Annotated in this window: 17 protein-coding genes and 3 tRNA genes; 3 read left to right on the forward strand and 17 right to left on the reverse strand. The window is 65.2% G+C overall.

Annotation, left to right across the window (positions count from 1 at the left end; genetic code table 11):
* Positions 1 to 80: 80 nt before the first annotated feature.
* The 7 genes from truB to H5T74_07545 form a co-directional block, all read right to left on the reverse strand.
* Positions 81 to 1,025 carry a tRNA pseudouridine(55) synthase TruB gene (gene truB, locus H5T74_07515; protein MBC7230223.1) on the reverse strand — a complete coding sequence of 315 codons (945 nt, stop codon included), beginning with the start codon at positions 1,023 to 1,025 and terminating at the stop codon, positions 81 to 83.
* A complete protein-coding gene (locus tag H5T74_07520; GenBank protein ID MBC7230224.1) occupies positions 1,018 to 1,986 on the reverse strand; it encodes a bifunctional oligoribonuclease/PAP phosphatase NrnA in 969 nt (322 codons plus the stop codon). Before H5T74_07520 ends, truB begins: the two co-directional genes overlap by 8 nt.
* The gene (gene rbfA, locus H5T74_07525; protein ID MBC7230225.1) at positions 1,983 to 2,330 is read right to left on the reverse strand and encodes a 30S ribosome-binding factor RbfA; all 348 of its coding nucleotides are present in this window, start codon (positions 2,328 to 2,330) and stop codon (positions 1,983 to 1,985) included. Before rbfA ends, H5T74_07520 begins: the two co-directional genes overlap by 4 nt.
* Positions 2,331 to 2,361: 31 nt before the next feature.
* Positions 2,362 to 2,649 carry a DUF503 domain-containing protein gene (locus H5T74_07530; GenBank protein MBC7230226.1) on the reverse strand — a complete coding sequence of 96 codons (288 nt, stop codon included), beginning with the start codon at positions 2,647 to 2,649 and terminating at the stop codon, positions 2,362 to 2,364.
* Between the two features lie 10 nt (positions 2,650 to 2,659).
* Positions 2,660 to 5,011, reverse strand: a complete 2,352-nt coding sequence (gene infB / locus H5T74_07535; GenBank protein MBC7230227.1) for a translation initiation factor IF-2 — start codon at positions 5,009 to 5,011, stop codon at positions 2,660 to 2,662.
* Positions 5,012 to 5,085: 74 nt separating this feature from the next.
* A complete protein-coding gene (nusA, locus tag H5T74_07540) occupies positions 5,086 to 6,255 on the reverse strand; it encodes a transcription termination/antitermination protein NusA (GenBank protein ID MBC7230228.1) in 1,170 nt (389 codons plus the stop codon).
* Between the two features lie 33 nt (positions 6,256 to 6,288).
* Positions 6,289 to 6,765, reverse strand: coding sequence for a ribosome maturation factor RimP (locus H5T74_07545; GenBank protein ID MBC7230229.1), 477 nt, complete (start codon positions 6,763 to 6,765; stop codon positions 6,289 to 6,291).
* 347 nt (positions 6,766 to 7,112) lie between these two features.
* On the opposite strand from H5T74_07545, the gene fusA reads away from it, so the two are divergent.
* Positions 7,113 to 9,191 (forward strand): elongation factor G, encoded by a 2,079-nt coding sequence (fusA, locus tag H5T74_07550; GenBank protein ID MBC7230230.1) that lies wholly within the window; start codon positions 7,113 to 7,115, stop codon positions 9,189 to 9,191.
* 198 nt (positions 9,192 to 9,389) lie between these two features.
* Here fusA and H5T74_07555 read toward each other — a convergent pair whose 3' ends face one another.
* From H5T74_07555 to H5T74_07570, 4 genes are all read right to left on the reverse strand, one after another.
* The gene (locus tag H5T74_07555; GenBank protein MBC7230231.1) at positions 9,390 to 9,941 is read right to left on the reverse strand and encodes an HIT domain-containing protein; all 552 of its coding nucleotides are present in this window, start codon (positions 9,939 to 9,941) and stop codon (positions 9,390 to 9,392) included.
* A 40-nt stretch (positions 9,942 to 9,981) separates the two neighbouring features.
* The gene (thrS, locus tag H5T74_07560; GenBank protein ID MBC7230232.1) at positions 9,982 to 11,892 is read right to left on the reverse strand and encodes a threonine--tRNA ligase; all 1,911 of its coding nucleotides are present in this window, start codon (positions 11,890 to 11,892) and stop codon (positions 9,982 to 9,984) included.
* Position 11,893: 1 nt separating this feature from the next.
* A complete protein-coding gene (locus tag H5T74_07565; GenBank protein MBC7230233.1) occupies positions 11,894 to 12,487 on the reverse strand; it encodes a zinc ribbon domain-containing protein in 594 nt (197 codons plus the stop codon).
* A gap of 170 nt (positions 12,488 to 12,657) precedes the next feature.
* Positions 12,658 to 12,732 (reverse strand) — tRNA-Val (locus tag H5T74_07570).
* Between the two features lie 170 nt (positions 12,733 to 12,902).
* Here H5T74_07570 and H5T74_07575 point away from each other — a divergent pair.
* Positions 12,903 to 13,964: a M48 family metalloprotease gene (locus H5T74_07575; protein ID MBC7230234.1), complete on the forward strand. Its 1,062-nt coding sequence runs from the start codon at positions 12,903 to 12,905 to the stop codon at positions 13,962 to 13,964.
* A 36-nt stretch (positions 13,965 to 14,000) separates the two neighbouring features.
* Here H5T74_07575 and H5T74_07580 read toward each other — a convergent pair.
* From H5T74_07580 to H5T74_07600, 5 genes are all read right to left on the reverse strand, one after another.
* A tRNA-Cys gene (locus H5T74_07580) sits at positions 14,001 to 14,074 on the reverse strand.
* Positions 14,075 to 14,137: 63 nt separating this feature from the next.
* Positions 14,138 to 14,213 (reverse strand) — tRNA-Gly (locus H5T74_07585).
* 54 nt (positions 14,214 to 14,267) lie between these two features.
* Positions 14,268 to 14,633 carry a hypothetical protein gene (locus H5T74_07590; protein ID MBC7230235.1) on the reverse strand — a complete coding sequence of 122 codons (366 nt, stop codon included), beginning with the start codon at positions 14,631 to 14,633 and terminating at the stop codon, positions 14,268 to 14,270.
* A gap of 40 nt (positions 14,634 to 14,673) precedes the next feature.
* Positions 14,674 to 15,465 carry an ATPase gene (locus tag H5T74_07595; protein MBC7230236.1) on the reverse strand — a complete coding sequence of 264 codons (792 nt, stop codon included), beginning with the start codon at positions 15,463 to 15,465 and terminating at the stop codon, positions 14,674 to 14,676.
* 181 nt (positions 15,466 to 15,646) lie between these two features.
* Complete coding sequence (locus H5T74_07600; protein MBC7230237.1) at positions 15,647 to 15,823, reverse strand: hypothetical protein; 177 nt, start codon at positions 15,821 to 15,823, stop codon at positions 15,647 to 15,649.
* A 241-nt stretch (positions 15,824 to 16,064) separates the two neighbouring features.
* Between H5T74_07600 and H5T74_07605 the strand changes: the two genes are divergently transcribed.
* On the forward strand, positions 16,065 to 17,534 hold the full coding sequence (locus H5T74_07605) for a CoA-binding protein (protein ID MBC7230238.1): 1,470 nt from the start codon (positions 16,065 to 16,067) through the stop codon (positions 17,532 to 17,534).
* Positions 17,535 to 17,842: 308 nt separating this feature from the next.
* Here H5T74_07605 and H5T74_07610 read toward each other — a convergent pair whose 3' ends face one another.
* Positions 17,843 to 18,025, reverse strand: a complete 183-nt coding sequence (locus H5T74_07610; protein ID MBC7230239.1) for a hypothetical protein — start codon at positions 18,023 to 18,025, stop codon at positions 17,843 to 17,845.
* Positions 18,026 to 18,309 lie beyond the last annotated feature (284 nt).

Below are 18,309 nucleotides of genomic sequence, written 5' to 3' on the forward strand. Positions count from 1 at the left end.
GGGCTCTGGGGCGGCGCCCCCGGACCCCGCCGCGGAAAGCGCGGAACGTCCTTATTTTGTACAGGTCGGGGAGCGGTATTTCAACCCGCTCCATCCCCACGCCTCCTCTCTCCCACCACGCGGCGAGGGAGTGACAGGAAGGGCCTCGGGCGCGAGACCTCGTGCACCGCCAGCAGGGCACCCCCTCCCATTACCGCCACCAGGTCTCCTCCACCCAGACCCTCGTCCCGGCGCAGCAGTATGTCCTCGTCGACGGCGGAGCCGTTGAGCACCGGTTCAACACCGGAGGGCGTCACCTCCACCATCCCCATGCCCTCCAGGGCCCTGTGCATGGGCATGATGAGGGCCTCGCCCGCCTCGCTGCGCCTCCTGACCTCCTCCAGGGTAAGAGCCTCCTCCACCCTGAAAGGTCCCGATGCCTCGCGGCGCAGCCGCGACAGGGTGCCGCCGCAGGAGAGCATGGCCCCTATCCTGGCCGCCAGCTCCCGCACGTAGGTACCCGGCGAGCACTCCACCACGAAATCCGCCTCCGCCTTGTCTCCGACGCGGCGGAATTCGGTCATCTCCATGCGGTATACCCTCACCCTACGGCTCTCCAGGTTCACCGCCTCTCCCCTGCGCGCGTAGCGGTAGGCGGGTTTGCCGCGGTGCTTCACCGCAGAGTAGATGGGAGGTGTCTGCTCCAGGTCTCCCACCAGCGCCGACATCGCCTCCGCCACCTCCTCCGCGCTTCCCGTGAAACCCCTTTCGCTGACCGTTTTTCCCTCCAGGTCCATGGTCTCCGTCTCCATCCCCAGAAGGACGCGGGCCGAATAGACCTTCGGATCCCCGGGAACATAGGGTGCCAGCCGTGTGGCCCGGCCCACGAGCATGACCAGCAGGCCGGTGGCCATGGGATCCAGGGTTCCCGCATGCCCCACCCTGACACCGCCGAGGATGCCCCGCAGCGCGCTCACCACGTCGTGGGAAGTGGGACCCTGCGGTTTGTCGACGAGCAGGACGCCGTGAGGGGAGAGGTCACGCATGGCGGCTCCGCAACGCCTCCACGAGCTCGTCGATGCTGCTCTCCAAGTCCCCGTGAAAGGTGTACCCCGCGGCCATGGCGTGCCCTCCCCCTCCCATGTCCCTGGCGATGGGGCCGACCTCGAACCCGTCTCCGGAACGCAGGCTCACCCGCACCGACCCGTCGGCCAGCTCCTTGAAGAGGGCCACCACCCCCGCCCCCCTGACACGCCGCAGGTGGTCGATGAGGTCCTCCGTCTCCGCGAGCGTCGCGCCCGTCTCCTCCAGGTCCGCCTGGGTGATGTAGCTGAAGACCAGGGCGAGGTCCTCGAGCCTCCGGGCGCGGTGCAGCGCGATGCCCAGCAGGCGCGCATACTGTAGGGACTGTGACTCGTAGATCTCCCTCGCCACCTTGTGTATATCCGCACCCGCCTCCGCCATCCTCGCCGCTAGGCGGAATGCCTCCGGGGTAGTGTTGCGGTGCTGGAACCTCCCGGTGTCCGTCACCAGGCCCGCGTATAGGCAGGTCGCCGAGGATGCGTCGAGGGGCCAGGATGCCGCCTCCGCCACCCTGTACACCAGCTCCGCGGTGGAGGATGCCGCAGGGTCCACGTAGTTCACGTCGGCGAAAAGGGAGTTGTCCTCGTGGTGGTCGACGTTCACCGTGAGGGAGGCGTTGCGGAAGGCCCTCTCAAGGGGCTCCAGGCGCGAGAGGTTGCTGCAGTCCAGGGCGAGGAAGAGGTCGCAGCTCTCCGGGAGCTGCTCCGGTGACACCAAGTCCTCCCGCCCGGGCAGGAAAGCGTACTGTGGAGGATATTTCCAGGGCTCCGGCAGGCAGGAGTACACCCTCTTCCCCTCGCCCGTGAGGAAGATGGTCACCGCCAGCAGGGAGCCCACCCCGTCGCCGTCGGGGTTGACGTGGGAGGTGGCGATCACCGTTCCGGCCCGGCGCAGGGCCGCCGCCACTTCTTGCGCCCCGCTCATCCCTCGTCCTCCAGGCGGTTGAGGATACCCTGTACCCTTTCGCTCACCTCCGCCCCGCGGTCCAGCAGGATCCTCAGCTCCGGGGTGTAGCGCATGCGCACCCTGCGCCCCAGCTCGCGGCGCATGAACCCCTTCGCCCTCTTCATGGCCTGCATGCATTCCTCGACCTCTTCCTCCGTCCCCAGCACGCTGAGCCACACCTTCGCCTGCCGGAGGTCGGGGCTCACCTCCACCCTGGTAACGGTGACGAAGCCGACGCGCGGGTCCTTCATCTTCTCCTGCAGGACCTCGCCGAGGGCCTCTCTGCAGGCCTCGTTGACCCTCTTCAGGCGGTCGGGAATCATCTCTCGTCCCTCGCTCGCGGTCGCCGTGGCCTCAGGGCTTGAATATGAAGAGGGGGGACTCCAGGACCTCCGCCTTGTCCATGGCCCTCACGCTGCGTTCTACGTGGCCGAGCGTCTCGCGCACCGCGCTCTCGCTGTTGCTCACGCAGGCAACCCCTATGGTACAGACCTGCCAGAGGTCCTGCTTGTCCACCTCCGCCACGCAGACGTTGAAGCGGTGGCGGGTGCGGTCGATTATGGACTTGATCACCTGCCGCTTTTCCTTGAGCGTCCTGCACTGGGGCATGTAGAGCTCCATCCTGAGCGCGCCGACGAACATGGCGACCCCCTCAGGATTCGGCCCCCGTCTCGCCTCTGGGGACCTCCCGCATCTCCACCACCTCGATGACGTCTCCTTCCTTGATGTCCTGGAAGTTCTCCAGGCCAACGCCGCATTCGTAACCCGCGGAGACGGAGCGCACGTCGTCCTTGAAGCGGCGCAGGGAGGCGATGCCTCCCTCGTAGATTATGGAGCCGTCCCTCACCAGCCTCACGCGCGAGTTCCTGGTGATCTCCCCCTGCTTTACGTAGGCTCCGGCGATGGCTCCCTGGCGCGGTACGCGGAAGACCGCCCTCACCTCCAGCTCGCCCACCTTCTCTTCCTCGTAAACGGGCTTGAGCATTCCCACCAGGGCCGCCTCCAGGTCTTCCAGGAGCTGGTAGATCACGCGGTAGGTCCTTATCTCCACCTTTTCCCGCGCCGCCAGCTCCTGGGCCTTGGAATCCGGCCTCACGTTGAAACCTATCACCACCGCCTCGGAGGCCCTGGCCAGCATGACGTCGTTCTCGGTTATGGCCCCCACCCCAGCGTGGATGACGTTCACCGCGATATCGCCCACCTTTATCTTGGCTATGGAGTCGCGCACCGCCTCCACCGAGCCCTGGGTATCGCCGCGGATGATGAGGTTGAACTCCTGCGTCTCGCCCTCCTGGATGCGCTGGAAGAGCTCCTCGAGGGAGAAACTGCGTACCACCTTGCGGTCCTCCTCCGCCCTCTCCCTGGCCGTCCTCGCCTCCACCAGGGCGCGCGCCCTCTTCTCGTCCTCCACCACCGCGAATTCCTCGCCTGCCTCGGGCACGGCGTTGAGGCCCATGACCTCGGCGGGGATGGACGGTCCGGCGGCCTCGATGCTCCTCCCCCTGTCGTCCATGAGGGCCCGGGCCTTCCCGTATGCCTTGCCCGCCACCAGCACGTCTCCGCGCCTCAGAGTCCCCCTCTTCACCAGTACCGTGGCCACCGGGCCCCTGCCCTTGTCCAGCCTCGCCTCGATGACCACCCCGCTGGCCGGGGCGTCTGGGTTGGCGCGCAGGTCGTTTATCTCCGCCAGGAGGAGGATCATCTCCAGCAGTTGGTCAAGGTTGGTGCCCTCTCTGGCGGAAACGTCCACGAAGACGGTGTCCCCTCCCCATTCCTCCGGGAGGAGGTTGAACTCGGTGAGCTGTTGCCTGACCCGGGTGGGGTTGGCGTCGGGCTTGTCTATCTTGTTCACGGCCACCAGGATCGGTACCTCCGCCGCTTTGGCGTGGTCTATGGCCTCCACGGTCTGGGGCATCACCCCGTCATCGGCCGCCACCACCAGCACCGCTATGTCGGTGACCTGCGCTCCCCGAGCGCGCATGGCGGTGAAGGACTCGTGTCCTGGGGTATCGATGAAGGTGATGGTGCCCCCGGCGTGTTCCACCACCGAGGCCCCGATGTGCTGGGTGATTCCTCCCATCTCCTGCTCGGTGACCCTGGTGTTCCTGATGGCGTCGAGCAGCGAGGTCTTGCCGTGGTCCACGTGCCCCATGACCGTGACCACGGGAGGCCTGGGGAGCAGGGATTCCGGCGCGTCCTCGACCTCCGGCAGCCCCTCAGGAGCGCGGGACTTTATGTCCAGCTCTATGCCCAGCTCCTCGGCCAGGAGCGCGAGGGCGTCATCGGAGATGGGCTGGTCGATACCGGCCGGCTCCCCCAGCCCCAGGAGCATGGACATCACCTGGGAGGGCTTTCTCCCCACTCTCTGGGCGAAATCGCGCACCGTGATCCCCGAGGGCACGCGCAGCTTCTTCTTCATGGGCTTGGTGCCGGGTTCCCGCGGCGCCGCCTGCCTCCCGGCGCCCTTTACGGGATGCTCCCTCTTCTCCACGGCACGACGTTCCGGCGGCCTTGCCGGCCTGGCGTGCGGCCTGGGCCGCGTCTCCGGCTGCGGCCGGGCTTCCTTTTCGCGGGGCGAGGGCTTCTCCCCGGTCCGACCCGTCCCGGCTGCCGGCCGCGGGGCCGCCCTCTCGACAGCCGACGCCGCCGCCGGGCCGGCCTTCTTGCCCGTCTCATGCTTCCCGGGCTCCTCGGCCTTTTTCTCCCCTGCCGGCGCGCCGCCCCGCTCCTTCTCGGCTCCACGGGCCTTCGTCTCCTCCGCGGGTCTCTCCTTCGCCGGCCTCGAGGGCCTGGCCGCAGCCTTCTTCTCCATGCCCTTCACGGCGTCCGCCTTCTTCTCCTCCCCGCCTGCCCGCAGCTTCTTCCTGAGCTTCTCCTCCGTCGCCTCGTCCACGGCAGCAAGGGCGTTCTGGATGTTCGCGCCCATGGCGTGCAGGGCTTCCAGCAGCTGCTTGCTGGTCATGCCCAGTTCCTTGGCCAGTTGATGAACCCTCTTTCCCGCCATTACTTCTCCCCGCGCTCGATCCGCCTCGCTCCTACAGGCTACATCAGATCATATTCCCGTTACCTGCCGGCGCATCATGCCTCTTCTCCACGGTCCTCCTCCGCCTCCGGCGCCGTTTCCTCTCCCTCGAGGGCGGGCGTTGAACGGTCCGCCCCCTCCTCTTCCGCGCGCCCTGTCGCGGAGTCCGCTTCCGCGCCCTCCTCCATCTCTCCGTATTCATCCCCGAGGAAGGCCTCTCCTTCCTCTCCCGCCTCGGCGGTAAAGCCCTCGTGCTCCTCCCGCAGCTGCGACTCGCTGCGGATGTCGATCCTCAATCCCGTGAGCTTGGCGGCCAGCCTGGCGTTTTGCCCCTCCTTGCCGATGGCCAGGGAGAGCTGGCTGTCCGGCACCACCACCTCCGCCAGCTCCTCCTCGGGGTAGACCCTTACCTCCTTCACCTTCGCGGGGCTGAGGGAGTTGGACACGAACTCCGCCGGGTCCTCCTTCCAGGGGACGATATCCACCTTCTCTCCCCGCAGCTCGTTCACCACCATGCGCACCCTGGAACCTCGCGCGCCCACGCAGGCCCCCACGGGATCCACGTTGCGGTCGTGGGACACTACCGCGATCTTGGAGCGGTGTCCCGGCTCCCTGGCCACCGCCTTAATCTCCACGTATCCCTCCGCGATCTCCGGCACCTCCAGCTCGAAGAGCCTCTTCAGCAGGCCGGGATGGGTGCGGGAGACCACGATCTGCGGGCCCTTGCTGGACTTGCGAACCTCCACGATATAGACCTTGATGCGCGTGCCGTGCCGGTACCGCTCGCCCGGCATCTGCTCCGATACGGGGAGGATGGCCTCCACCTTCCCCAGGTCCACCAGGGTATAGCGGGAATCGGACTGCTGCACGATGCCGGTGACGATGTCCCCCGCCTTCTCGTGGTATTCGTCGAACATGAGGTCCCGCTCCGCCTCGCGTATGCGCTGCAGGATCACCTGCTTGGCGGTCTGGGCGGCTATGCGCCCGAAGTTGCGCGGCGTGACCTCCTCCTCCCTGACCTCTCCCGTCTCCGCGTCGGCCACCTCGGCGTAGACGTGGATGGAGCCGGTCTCGCGGTTGACCTCCACCCTGGCCTCTTCCTCGGTGGTGTAGTTCTTCTTATAGGCGGAGAGCAGGGCGGCCTCCAGGGCTTGGATGATGGTCTCGGCATCGATGCCCTTCTCGCGCTCTATCTGTCTCAGTGCCTCAAGCCAGTCCAGGTTCAAGGACCCATCCTCCTCGTGATCGCCCGCCCACCTCTACCACGGAGACTCGAAATAGAGGCTGGTCTTCTTCAGGGCCTGGTAGGGAAAGGAGATCTCCTCTCCGTCCACCACCACCGCGATTCCCTCCTCGTCGGCGTGCTTGAGGAGACCCCTTATCTTCTGCCTTCCCTCGAAGGCCTGGCGCAGCACGATCTCCACCTCGCGTCCGGTAAAGCAGCGGAATTCCCGCGGCTTGCGCAGGACGCGCTGTAGCCCCGGCGACTCCACCTCGAGCAGATAGCTCTCGCTGATCACGTCCTCGACATCGAGGTGCCGGCTTATCTCCTCGCTTATCTCCGCACAGGTGTCCACGTCGATGCCCCCCTCTCGGTCGAGGCATACCGTGACCACCAGCTTCCTTCCCCGGCGCTCCACGTCCACGGACACCAGGGAGAGGCCGGCATCGTCGGTGATGGGCTCGATGAGCGCCTCCAGCCTCTGCTCCACGTCCCTGAGCGCGCCGCCGTGCATATGATCACCCCGCATCAAATAAAAAGTGGGCGCTCGCCCACTCGGCTCCCGGATTACGTACTTATAGAGGGATTATAGCACAGCCGTTTTCCGGCAGGCAAATATGCGCCGGACCCACAAAACCCGTCCTATCAGGCTTTTTCCTCTCTTTCCCCGCCCGCCCGATCCCCCTTCCTCCTCGCCGCCGAGACGCCTTCCCTCCCTTCCGCGGACTCCGCCTCCCCCCCTTTTCCGCGCGCCCCGCGCCGCGAGTCTCCGCGCCTTTAGGCCCAACTACCACACCGGACCCCGCGCGCATATAATATATAAGCGTTATCGCCGGGACGAGGAAAGGAACGGGATTCCGCATGGACAAGTACGAGATAGGAAAGATACGCAACGTGGCCCTTTTCGGTCATGGTGACGCGGGCAAGACATCCGTCGCCGAGGCGATGCTCTTCAACGCGGGCGCCGTCAAGCGCCTGGGACGCGTGGACGAGAGGAACACCGCCAGCGACTTCGACCCCGACGAGCAGAAGCGGGGCATCTCGGTGAAGGCCACCCCTCTCGCCTTCGAGTGGAAGGGCCACAAGATAAACCTTATCGACACCCCGGGCTTCGCGGACTTCATCGGCGAGGTCATCTCCGTGCTGCGGGTCATCGACGGCGCCGTCTTCGTCATCTCCGCCGTGGCCGGGGTGGAGGTGCAGACGGAGATCATCTGGAAGATGGCCGACGACTACGGCTATCCGCGCATCGTCTTCGTGAACAAGATGGACCGCGAGAACGCGAGCTTCCAGCGCTGCCTGGACCAGCTGACGCAGATCTACGGTTCGCGCATCGTGCCCTTCCAGCTACCCATCGGCGAGGAACACTCCTTCCGGGGGGTGGTGGACCTCATCTCCTCCAAGGCCTACCTCTACGAAGAGGGGGGCAAGGCCTCGGAGACGGAGATCCCATCCGAGATGGAATCCCTGGTCATGGAGGCGAGGGAGAAGATCATCGAGGGGGCGGCGGAGGCCAGCGACGAGCTCATGGAGCGTTACCTCGAGGGGGAGGAGCTCGAGGAATCCGAGGTGCTCTCGGCCCTGCTCAAGGGGGTCTCAGAGGGAGCCATCGTCCCGGTGCTCTGCGGGAGCGCCACCCAGAACATCGGCGTGGACCTGCTCTCCAACGCGGTGATCAACTCCCTTCCCTCCCCGGAGAGGCTGCTCGAGGTGCGCGGCACGAAGAAGGGCTCCGGGGAAGAGGTGGTCTTCAAGGCGGGCCCGGACTCCCCCTTGGCGGCCCTGGTCTTCAGCACCATCTCCGACCCCTACGTGGGTAAGCTCACCTACTTCAGGGTCTTCTCAGGTTCCGTGAGCTCCGATTCCTCGGTGTACAATCCAGTGCGCGACAGGGAAGAGCGGGTGGGACAGGTGTTCTTTATCTGCGGCAAGAACCAGATCCCCGCCCGCGAGGTGACGGCGGGGGACATCGGAGGGGTGGCGAAGCTCTCCGAGACCTCCACGGGCGACACCCTCTGCCAGAAGGAAAACCCCATCATCCTCCCGCCCATCGAATTCCCGGAGCCCATCATGTCCCTGGCGGTGGAGCCCAAGACCAAGGGAGACGAGGACAAGCTCTCCACGGCCCTGGCCCGCCTGGCGGACGAGGACCCCACCTTCAGCGTACGCCGCGACACGGAGGTCAAGCAGACCATCATCTCGGGCATGGGGGAGACCCACCTGGACATCACGATGGAGCGCATGTCCCGCAAGTTCGGGGTCAACGTGAACACCGAACTCCCCCGGGTGCCCTACAAGGAGACCATCCGCAAGAGCGCCAGGGCGGAGGGCAAGCACAAGAAGCAGACGGGCGGCCACGGCCAGTTCGGCATCGCCTGGGTGGAGGTGGAGCCGCTGGAGAGGGGCGGCGGCTTCGAGTTCGTGGACAAGATCGTGGGCGGCGTCATCCCCAAGCAGTTCATCCCCTCGGTGGAAAAGGGCATCCGTAAGGCCATGGAGGAGGGACACCTGGCGGGATATCCCATGGTGGACCTGCGGGCCACCGTCTATGACGGAAAATACCACCCCGTGGACTCCTCGGACATCTCCTTCCAGATCGCCGGGTCCCTCGCCCTGCGCAACGCCGTTTCCGACGCCGACCCCTACCTCCTTGAGCCCATCATGAACGTGGAGATACTGGTCCCCGAGGCGTATATGGGGGACATCATGGGGGACCTCAACGCCAAGCGCGGCCGCATCCTGGGCATGGAAGCCGAGGGAGGGCTGCAGCTTGTGCGCGCCCAGGTGCCCATGGCCGAGATGCTCAGGTATTCCATCGACCTGCGCTCCATCACCGGCGGGCGCGGCACCTTCCGCATGTCCCTCTCCCACTACGAGGAGGTCCCCTCGCACATCGCCGCCAAGATCATCGAGGCGGCCAAAGAGGAGAAAAAGGACTGAGAGCCGCCTCCTCCACCCGACGCCGACCTTGCCGAAGGCCCGCCAGAAACGGCCGGACGCAAAGGAAGGCGGCCCGCTCTTCAGGGGAGGTCGAGGCAGGCTTTGCAGCATCGCGCCGGAAGGGGAGCTGCGGGTGTAGCGACGCCGGGCCGGGAAAGGAGGGCGGCTTCCGGCGGTTCGTGGACGCACCCCTCTCTCTTATCGACCAGGATTTTCCATCCCCGAGGAGCTCGGACCGCCGGGCTTACCCCCCTCGCCCAGCACCGCTTCCAGCCCGCGCCGCAGCCTCGCGTAGTTGTCCTCCACGCTCTCGGGCATCACCTTGCACTCCCCCAGCACGGGCATGAAGTTGGTGTCCCCCTCCCAGCGCGGCACCACGTGGAGGTGCAGGTGCTCGTCGAAACCGGCCCCCGCCACCTTGCCCAGGTTCATCCCCAGGTTGAAGCCCTGGGGCTGCATCTCCCGGCGGATGGCGCGGATGGCCAGGGCGGCCAGGCGCATGATCTCCCCCGCCTCCTTCTCCTGCAGCTCCTCCAGCTTGCCCACGTGACGGTAGGGGGCCACCATGACGTGTCCCGTGTTGTAGGGATAGAGGTTCATGATGATGAAGCACGTCTCCCCGCGGTGGAGGATGAGGGACGCCGCATCGTCTCCGGCCCGCGGCTTGGAACAAAAGATGCAGGCCTCGTCCCTGCGGTTCTCTATGTCCCTCAGGTAGGCCATCCTCCAGGGGCGCCACATCCTCTCCATGCGCCCTCCCGCTACGTGCAGGACCCGGTCACGGCGCGCGTCATTCCCATGCCGCTTCCTTTTTCCTCTCCCGAGCCATGGCCGCGAGCCTGGCCACCGCCTCGTGCAGCGGCACGCCCCGCACGTCCCTTCCGGAACGGTCGCGCACCGCGACCGTTCCCGCCTCCGCCTCCCGGTCCCCGACCACCAGAGTGAAGGGCACCTTCTGCATCTGGGCGCGGCGGATCTTCATGTTCACCGTCTGGCGGTCGTCGTCCACCTCCGGCCGCAGGCCCTCCGCGCAGAGGCGTTGCTCGACCTCTCGCGCGTAGGGAAGGTGCCGGTCGGCCACCGGGACGATGACCGCCTGCACCGGCGCCAGCCAGAGGGGGAACTCCCCAGCGTAATGCTCCAGGAGCACGCCGTAGAACCTCTCGATGCCCGCCAGGACCACGCGGTGGATCATCACCGGGCGGTGAGGACGGTTGTCCGGCCCCGTGTAGGTGAGGTCGAAGCGCTCGGGGAGGTTGAAGTCGGCCTGCACCGTGGGCCCCTGCCACGAGCGGCCGATGGCGTCCTTGAGCTTCACGTCTATCTTGGGGCCGTAGAAGACCCCCTCTCCGGGATCGATGGAATAGGCCATCCCCATGTCCTCGAGGGCGTCCCGCAGGGCTCCGGTGGCCCTCTCCCACAGCTCGTCGCTCCCCACCGCCTTCTCGGGACGGGTGCTCAGGAAGACGTCGAATTCCTCGAACCCAAAGGTGCGCAGGGAAAAGAAGGCGAACTCCAGACACTCCCTCACCTGCTCCTCGAGTTGGTCCTCGGCGCAGATGATATGCGCGTCGTCCTGGGTGAATCCCCGTACGCGCATCAGCCCGTGCAACACCCCGGACCTCTCGTAGCGGTACACCGTGCCCAACTCGAAATACTTCAGCGGCAGGTCGCGGTAGCTGCGCGGCCTGGTCTTGTAGATGAGGAGATGGCCCGGACAGTTCATGGGCTTGACCACGTATTCCATGCCCTCCTTCTCGAAGAAGTACATGTTCTCGCGGTAATAATCCATGTGACCGGAGGTATGCCAGAGCTGTCCTCGGAAGAGGTGGGGGGTGATGACCATGCGGTAGCCGCGCCTGCGGTGTTCCTCCTTGAGGAAATCCTCGATGACCCCGCGCAGCACCGCGCCGCGGGGATGATAGAAGACCACCCCCGGACCCGCCTCCTCGTGGAAGCTGAAGAGGTCCAGCTCCCGTCCCAGCCTGCGGTGGTCCCGCCTCTCCGCTTCCTCCCGGAAAAGGAGGTAGCTCTCCAGCTCATCCCGCCGGTCGAAGGCGGTTCCGTAGATGCGCTGCAGCATGGGACGTTTCTCGTCTCCCCTCCAGTAGGCCCCGGCCAAGCTGAGCAGCCGGAAATAGCGCAGCCTGCCGGTGGAGGGCAGGTGGGGACCGCGGCAGAGGTCCACGAAATCCCCCTGGCGGTACAGGGAGACCTCCGCGTCCTCCATCTCCTCCAGCATCTCCACCTTGTAGGGCTGGTCGAGCTCCCGGAAGAGCTCCAGCGCCGCCCCCCTCTCCATGACCTCTCTGCGCAGGGGCATGTCGGCGTCCACGATCGCCTGCATGCGCTCCTCGATGCGCGGCAGGTCCTCGGGGGAGAGCGTCTGCATGAGGTCGAAGTCGTAGTAGAAGCCGTCCGCCACCGCGGGCCCTATGGCCAGCTTCGCTCCCGGAAAGAGCTCCAGCACCGCCTGGGCCATGACGTGGGAGGCGGTATGCCGGTAGACCTCCTCCGCCCCCTCGTCACCCCAGTAGACCGGCTCCAGCTCGTCTCCCTCCGCGAGGGATATGGTAAGGTCTGCCAGGTCACCGTTTATGCGGGCCGCCACCGCCTCGCCCGCTTTCTCCGGCGACGCCTCGCGCAGCACCGATTCCGCGGTCGCTCCCTCGGGGACCTCCAGCTCGCCGGCTCCCGCCAGCCTAATCCTCACCCGCTCCCTCCTCGGTCTTCAACCTCAGCTCCAGCTCCACGTCGTCCAGATGTACGGTGGACCTCTCTCCCATCAGGCCCGGCGACACCAGCAACTCTCTTCCCCTGGGACGCATATCGTCCGCCAGCAGAGCGAGCATCTTCATGGCGTGGGTGACGCCGTCCCTTCCCCTCGCCTGCAAGCGCGGTCTCTGGCCTCGCTCCAGGGCCGCCTCCAACTCGCGCATCAGCGAGCCTCCATCCGTCCCCAGAGCCACCACGAAGGGCGGGAGTTCCCTCTCCGCGCTCTCCTCCCGCTTTGCCTCGACCCGCCGTCGCTCGAGCTCCCGCGCCTCCTCTCCGCTGACCATGAGCGAGGCGGGATCCTCGAAGACGAAACCGCACCGCAGGCAGAACTGCGCGTCGAGTGGGCTCAGATCGCCGCAGCTCGGACAGCGCAGCCTCGCGTCCCTGTTCTCCTCCTTGAGCCGGCGCGCCGCCTCCTCCATCTCCGTCGAACGGAGCCCGGCCTTGAACCTCGCGAAGCACAGGGAACAGAACTCGGCGTCGTCGGCGTTCTCGGCCTGGCACTCCGGACACCTCATCGCCGCCACCTCCATCGGTCTTTTTTTGCCCGGCCCATAGCGGATCAGCCCGGTGGTCCGGGACCTCCACGACGATACGCCGGGGCTGATCCGCCCCGGCGCCCGAAGGTCATCCATTCACCGGGACCTACAGTACGTCCCGCATCCAGCCAGCCTCAGCAGATATATGATGGTGGGCGCGGAGGGGATTGAACCCACGACCTCTTCCGCGTCAAGGAAGCGCTCTCCCACTGAGCTACGCGCCCACGTCGCTAATATTTTGGTTGATTTCAACGGGTTTGGCAACCGAATCGTCGCCGGTTTCGTGGCCGGCGGGCCGCTTCAGCCCCGGTTTGATGGCCCCGCCTCGCGTATGGCCGCGGGGGCGACGCCCCCGGAGGTTTTACCATCCCGCGGACGCTGCCGAGACATAAGCATGGCCAGAAGGGATACGGACGACCTCTACGCGCAACTGCGCCGCAACCGCATGCGTCTCGCGGAGGCGGTGACACTGCATTCCCTGCTCGCCATGGGGCTCTCAGCGCTCACCCTTCATTTCGCCCTGCAGGCCGCCGCGGTCGGTCCCGGCTTCTGGTTCTGGCTCGTCCTGCTCTGGCTCCTTTTCCTCCTCTATGCCCTGCTGCGCTATGCCCTCGGCGGCCGCTGGATCTTCCGCAGCCTCGTCGTCCTCTCCCCGTGGCAGACCGATGTCCGTCTCACGAACGCCCTCGACGCGGCCGCACTCGCATCCGGGATGCGGTCACGGATACGGCTGTTCTGCATACCTAATCCCGATATAAACTCCTTCTGCCTCTCCCTGCCCGACGGCACCTTCGCCCTCTTCGCCACCAGCGGCATCGCGGAGAAGCTGCCGGAGAGGGAGCGCGTGGCCATCATGGCCCACGAGACGGCGCACATGATGGCCGGGGACGCATCCCTCTACACCGTGATGCTGCGCCTCACGGGACGCAGGGCGCTGCGCAGGACGGTCAGCGGCGCGGACATGAGGAGGGACCGCCCCCTCCGCGTCACCGGCAGCATCTCCTCCGCGCTGGTGTTTTTTCTTGTGGCGTTGCTCTTCTTCGATTTCTCCAGGAACCTGAGCGCCATGGACGAGACCTTCCGGAAGATATCCACGGCCAGCCAGGTGCGATTCGCGGCGGTCCTCATCCTGCTCTGCCTGCTCTTCGCGGTCTCCCTGCCCCCGGTGATGCACAAACTGCTGCAGCTGCTGCTGGACCGCCGCCGCGAATACGCCGCCGATCTCCAGGCCGCCTACCTCTCCCGCGACCCGGAGGCGGTATACCTCGCGCTCAAGCACGCCGCCGAGGACGTGCGCGACGTGATGCTCCTGCCCGCCTGCTTCGACGCCCTCCTCTTCCATCCCGTGGTGGACTACACCTCCTACAACCCCTTCGGCACCCAGCCCACCATGGCGGACCGCATGCGGAGACTGAGGGATTCCTTCCCCCGGGTGTTTTTCGAGGAGAGCCCCTGAAAACGGAGGGTCCCCGCGCCGGGGACCCCGAGATCCTGGAGGCGGCGACCGGATTTGAACCGGTGATCAAGGTTTTGCAGACCTTTGCCTTACCACTTGGCCACGCCGCCGTGATGATGGTGCGTTGCGCTCCATCGCCAAAAAGGTAGGCGTTCTGCGCCTACCTCTATGCCTGGAGCGGAAGACGGGATTCGAACCCGCGACCCTCACCTTGGCAAGGTGATGCTCTACCAACTGAGCCACTTCCGCACGCCTTACACATGAGGATTTTACCATCCGCCGCGCCGGCGCTCAAGATACGTCCTATCTCCCGGCTTCCTTCTGCAGGACCTTGCTCACGATGATCAGCCTGCTCGCCCTGTCCTTGAGGGCCCGCTTGAAGTCGATTACCATCTTCTCGAATTCGGGGTCCGGCCGGTAGGCATAGATGGTCTCCGCTCCGTCGCCGGCCCTGAACTCGTGCGCCAGGACGCCCTTCTCCGCCAGCCTCTCCAGGTAAGGCTCGATATCCGAACCCAGCCTCCCAATGCTCATGGCGATGCTCGAGGGCGAGCCCACGGTATAGGGGTTCTCATGGAAGAAGAGGATGAGGTCCCAGGTGATGAAGGAATCCACGTACTCCTCCACGAACAGGGCTACCTGCTGGTCGAGGTTCTCGAAATCAAGCATGTCCCTCTTGTCCTTCTTCCACCCCGTCTCGCCAAGCCCCCTACTTGAAGAACTCCTCGGCTTTCTTGAGCCGTCTGGTCACGTAGGGATTGCCGCTCAGAATGCCCTCGCGCCCCTCGAATGCCGCCTCCACCTTCACCCCTTCCGGGGTTATGGACATGCGCCTGATGCGCTTGTCGTGATCGGAGGCGCGGTGCTTGAGCACGAAAAGGGCTCGGTCGATGCTCGAGCTTATCTCCACGTAGCGCAGCTGGATTATGGTATCCACGATATAGGAAAGCCCCGCCTCCGCCACGGACATGTTTCCGGTTATGAAGGCGTCCTCCTGGGTCACCACCGCGGTAATCTCGTAGCGCAGCAGGCCGTTGAGAAAGGTGTACATGATCTCGCGCAGCTGCACCGGGTCCTGGGTGATGCGCTCCAGTTGGGTCATGGAGTCAACGAAAACCCGTCGCGCCGATACCTCCTCGATGGTGCGGTCGAAGATGCCTCCCGGCTGCTGGATCTCGCGCAGGAAGACCGCGGGGGTGGTGAAGATGGTGCGCAGCATACCTTCATGCTCTAGCTCGCGCAGGTCGAAACCGATGGACAGCGCGTCCCTGTAAAGCTGGCGCGGGAATTCCTCGAAGGTTATGATCAGGCCCGGCTCTCCGTATTCCTTCGCCCCGCGGGAGATGAACTCCATGCCGATGCAGCTCTTGCCCGTCCCGGGCGCGCCCTTGACCACCGCTACGGAGTTGAAGAGCAGCCCGCCGCCGAGCATCTCGTCAAGCCCGGCTATCCCCGTCGGCACTCTATGGTTGTCCGCCGTTCCTCTTCCGGTTGCGCCCAAAATGGAGCCTGCCTCCTTCCCGACGCCCAAGGCCTCAGGGTTATTTTACACCATCGCGTCCCTCGTTACACGGCGACGCCCGGCGCCTGCGGAGACCTCCCCCCTCGACACCGGCGCCCAATGCGTCGGGGCGGCGTCTCCGCCGCCCCGACCGGTTGAAGGACGAGATGCGATGAGGCTCTCAGTGCAGAAAGCAACGATGGCAGAAAGAGTCGTCTATGTCCTTGCGCATCTTACCGCAGTAGGCCTTGAACCCCTTGAGCTCCAGGGTCTCCCCGTCTCTTATCTCGCGCAGGACGTGCAGTTCGTCACACCAGAAGAAATCGTCCAGTCTTATCCCCTTGTCCTTCATCTTCATCACCCCGTTACTTTTGTTAAACAATAATATTAAAATTTAACATATTCAACATTAATATAATTCAAAATCAATATTTGTCAAGCCCTATTTCCACGGGCCCGTTCCCGGCGGCGGCGAGAAGAAGGCGGCGGCGGAGGATTCTTGGGCAGCGGAACGGCGGCATGGCCCGCTTCCTTGTGGGAGGAATAAGCATGGCATAGAATAAACCTCGTCCAAGGCCAAGAAGAGACAAGGAGGCAGCATGGCCAAAGACCTCGACAGGATCTTCAAGCCCCGCTCCATCGCCATGGTGGGCGCCTCTAACGTGCCTTCCAAGTGGGGCTCCTTTCTCCTGGTGCACATGCTGGCCGGCGGATTTCCGCGCGAGAAGGTATATCCCGTGAACCCCAGGGAGAATACCATCCATGGCCTTCCCGCCTATCCGGACCTCGCGTCGCTGCCGGAGACGCCGGATCTGGCCGTCGTCACCACGCCCGCCCACACCGTGCCCGGCATCCTCGAGGATTGCGCGGCCAGCGGCGTCACCCACGTGGTGGTGATCTCCTCCAACTTCTCCGAAGTGGGCGAGGAGGGAACGCGCCTGGAGCGAAAGCTGGTGGAGACGGCGCGGCGCCACGACCTCACCGTGGTGGGCCCCAACACCATGGGGATCGTCAACGCCGGACATTCCCTCTTCGCGGTGGGCGCGCCGGTACAGCTGCGCCCGGGGCGCATATCCTTCGTCTCCCAGAGCGGCAACGTGGGCGCAAACATGCTGGGTTGGACCATGAACCAGGGCATCGGGTTCGGAAAGTTCGTGGGCAGCGGCAACGAGGCCCTGCTCAGCGCGGCCGACTATATAGAATATTTCGGAGAGGACGAGGAGACGGAGATCATCCTCGCCTATCTGGAAGGCGTGGACGACGGGCGCGCCTTCATGCAGACGGTGTCCCGCACCTCGCTGCGGAAACCGGTGATCGTGCTCAAGTCCGGACGCACCGAGGAGGGAAGCCGCGCCGCCATGTCCCACACCGGATCGCTGGCGGGCTCCGACGCCATCTACGACGCCGCCTTCCGGCAGAGCGGTGCCATCAGGTCCGAGACCTCCCAGGACATGCTCGACCTCGCCAAGTCCTTCGAGAGGCTCCCCCTGCCCCCGGGGGACCGCCTGGGCATCATCACCCTGGGAGGGGGATGGGGAGTGCTGGCCACCGACGCCACTGCCATGGCCGGCCTCAGGCTGGCGCGCCTCGACGACGAGGTGACCAGGGTATGCGACGAGCTCCTTCCCCCTTTCTGGAGCCACGGCAACCCCGTTGACCTGGTGGGCAACATCTACATGGAGACCCACTTGGCCATCCTCGAGGCCATGGTGAAGTCGCCGGAGATCGACGCCGTGGTGCTGCTGGGATCGCTGGGCACGGGGACCATGATCGGGCTCACCGTGCTGGTCTCCCAGAGCCTGGTCATGGAGATGAGCGACGAGACCCTCAAGGGCTTCTTCACCGAACTCAAGGGACGCAACCTCCGCCTGCTCTCCCGGGCCCGGGAGCTCATGGACGAGCACCGGAAACCCATCGTCTTCGTGGAGATGCAGTTCATCGGGGATGAGCACCTGCGCGATCTCGAGGCCGGCAGCACGGTCATCTTCACCGCTCCCGAGAAGGCCGCCTGGATCCTCTCCAGGATGCTGCGCTATCGCCGCTGGCTGGAGAGCAAGGGAGCGGTGTGAACGCCAGACGAAAGCGGTCGTCGCCGGACTGCCGAGACTACGGATAGCCACCAATACCCGCAACAGGGAGCGAGCGCCTGAGGAAGGAGGGCGGGCACCGCCGGACGTGCCCGCGTCCGGGGCGCGCCGTCAACGGGGGACCGCCGAACCGGCTGCCGCCAGGCGAAGAACCGAAAAAAGGGCGGCGCTTTGCGGCGTCCGCCCTATGTCGTTCCTTCGGCCGCTCCCGGAGGGAAGAAGTCCGTGGTGAACGCCCCGACCGTCCTCCCCTCCTCCGCCGCGGCGGTCAACCGCCGGGAGAGGCGCGTCTAGATGCTCTCCACGAAACGCGGCTTGAGGCGGGTGCGGTTCCAGACGGTGTAGATCCCCTCGTCGGGGCAGTTCGGAAGGGGCTCGTTCTCGTCCTTGTGCTCGTACTCGTAGCCGCACTTGTCGCAATAGTACTTGCCCGCCGGGGCCTTGTCTCCGGTGGTCAATACCGTATCCGTCATCTGCTTCACCTCCGGGTTTCGACTTGACGGAAGGGGTACTCCATTCCATCCAGGCTCACACCAGTCTTCATTTTGTTGTCTGGACCGTCAATAGTCAACCCCGTCGGGCTCACTGTGATCTAAATTTCAAAAGTAGACAGTTTAAGCTTTAAAACTGGGCACTAAGATATTCCAGCAGGTGATTCACTTTTCTATAGGCCACCCTCCTTCTCTCGGCCGGGTTAAATTAAAAACCCGGTGTAACGAACAGGATGAGAGGAGAAGACATGGAACAGATCCATAGG

It is taken from the genome of Actinomycetota bacterium, from assembly GCA_014360645.1.
In the GTDB taxonomy this organism is placed as follows: Bacteria; Actinomycetota; Geothermincolia; order Geothermincolales; family RBG-13-55-18; genus Solincola_B.

Excerpts from the sequence above, each read along its gene's own strand:
- truB (MBC7230223.1), bottom strand. The coding sequence starts at position 1,025 with ATGCGTGACCTCTCCCCTCACGGCGTCCTGCTCGTCGACAAACCGCAG.
- H5T74_07520 (MBC7230224.1), bottom strand. The coding sequence starts at position 1,986 with ATGAGCGGGGCGCAAGAAGTGGCGGCGGCCCTGCGCCGGGCCGGAACG.
- rbfA (MBC7230225.1), bottom strand. The coding sequence starts at position 2,330 with ATGATTCCCGACCGCCTGAAGAGGGTCAACGAGGCCTGCAGAGAGGCC.
- H5T74_07530 (MBC7230226.1), bottom strand. The coding sequence starts at position 2,649 with ATGTTCGTCGGCGCGCTCAGGATGGAGCTCTACATGCCCCAGTGCAGG.
- infB (MBC7230227.1), bottom strand. The coding sequence starts at position 5,011 with ATGGCGGGAAAGAGGGTTCATCAACTGGCCAAGGAACTGGGCATGACC.
- H5T74_07545 (MBC7230229.1), bottom strand. The coding sequence starts at position 6,765 with ATGCACGGCGGCGCGCTCAGGGACGTGGAGCAGAGGCTGGAGGCGCTC.
- fusA (MBC7230230.1), top strand. The coding sequence starts at position 7,113 with ATGGACAAGTACGAGATAGGAAAGATACGCAACGTGGCCCTTTTCGGT.
- H5T74_07555 (MBC7230231.1), bottom strand. The coding sequence starts at position 9,941 with ATGGAGAGGATGTGGCGCCCCTGGAGGATGGCCTACCTGAGGGACATA.
- H5T74_07565 (MBC7230233.1), bottom strand. The coding sequence starts at position 12,487 with ATGAGGTGTCCGGAGTGCCAGGCCGAGAACGCCGACGACGCCGAGTTC.
- H5T74_07575 (MBC7230234.1), top strand. The coding sequence starts at position 12,903 with ATGGCCAGAAGGGATACGGACGACCTCTACGCGCAACTGCGCCGCAAC.
- H5T74_07590 (MBC7230235.1), bottom strand. The coding sequence starts at position 14,633 with ATGCTTGATTTCGAGAACCTCGACCAGCAGGTAGCCCTGTTCGTGGAG.
- H5T74_07600 (MBC7230237.1), bottom strand. The coding sequence starts at position 15,823 with ATGAAGATGAAGGACAAGGGGATAAGACTGGACGATTTCTTCTGGTGT.
- H5T74_07605 (MBC7230238.1), top strand. The coding sequence starts at position 16,065 with ATGGCCAAAGACCTCGACAGGATCTTCAAGCCCCGCTCCATCGCCATG.
- H5T74_07610 (MBC7230239.1), bottom strand. The coding sequence starts at position 18,025 with ATGACGGATACGGTATTGACCACCGGAGACAAGGCCCCGGCGGGCAAG.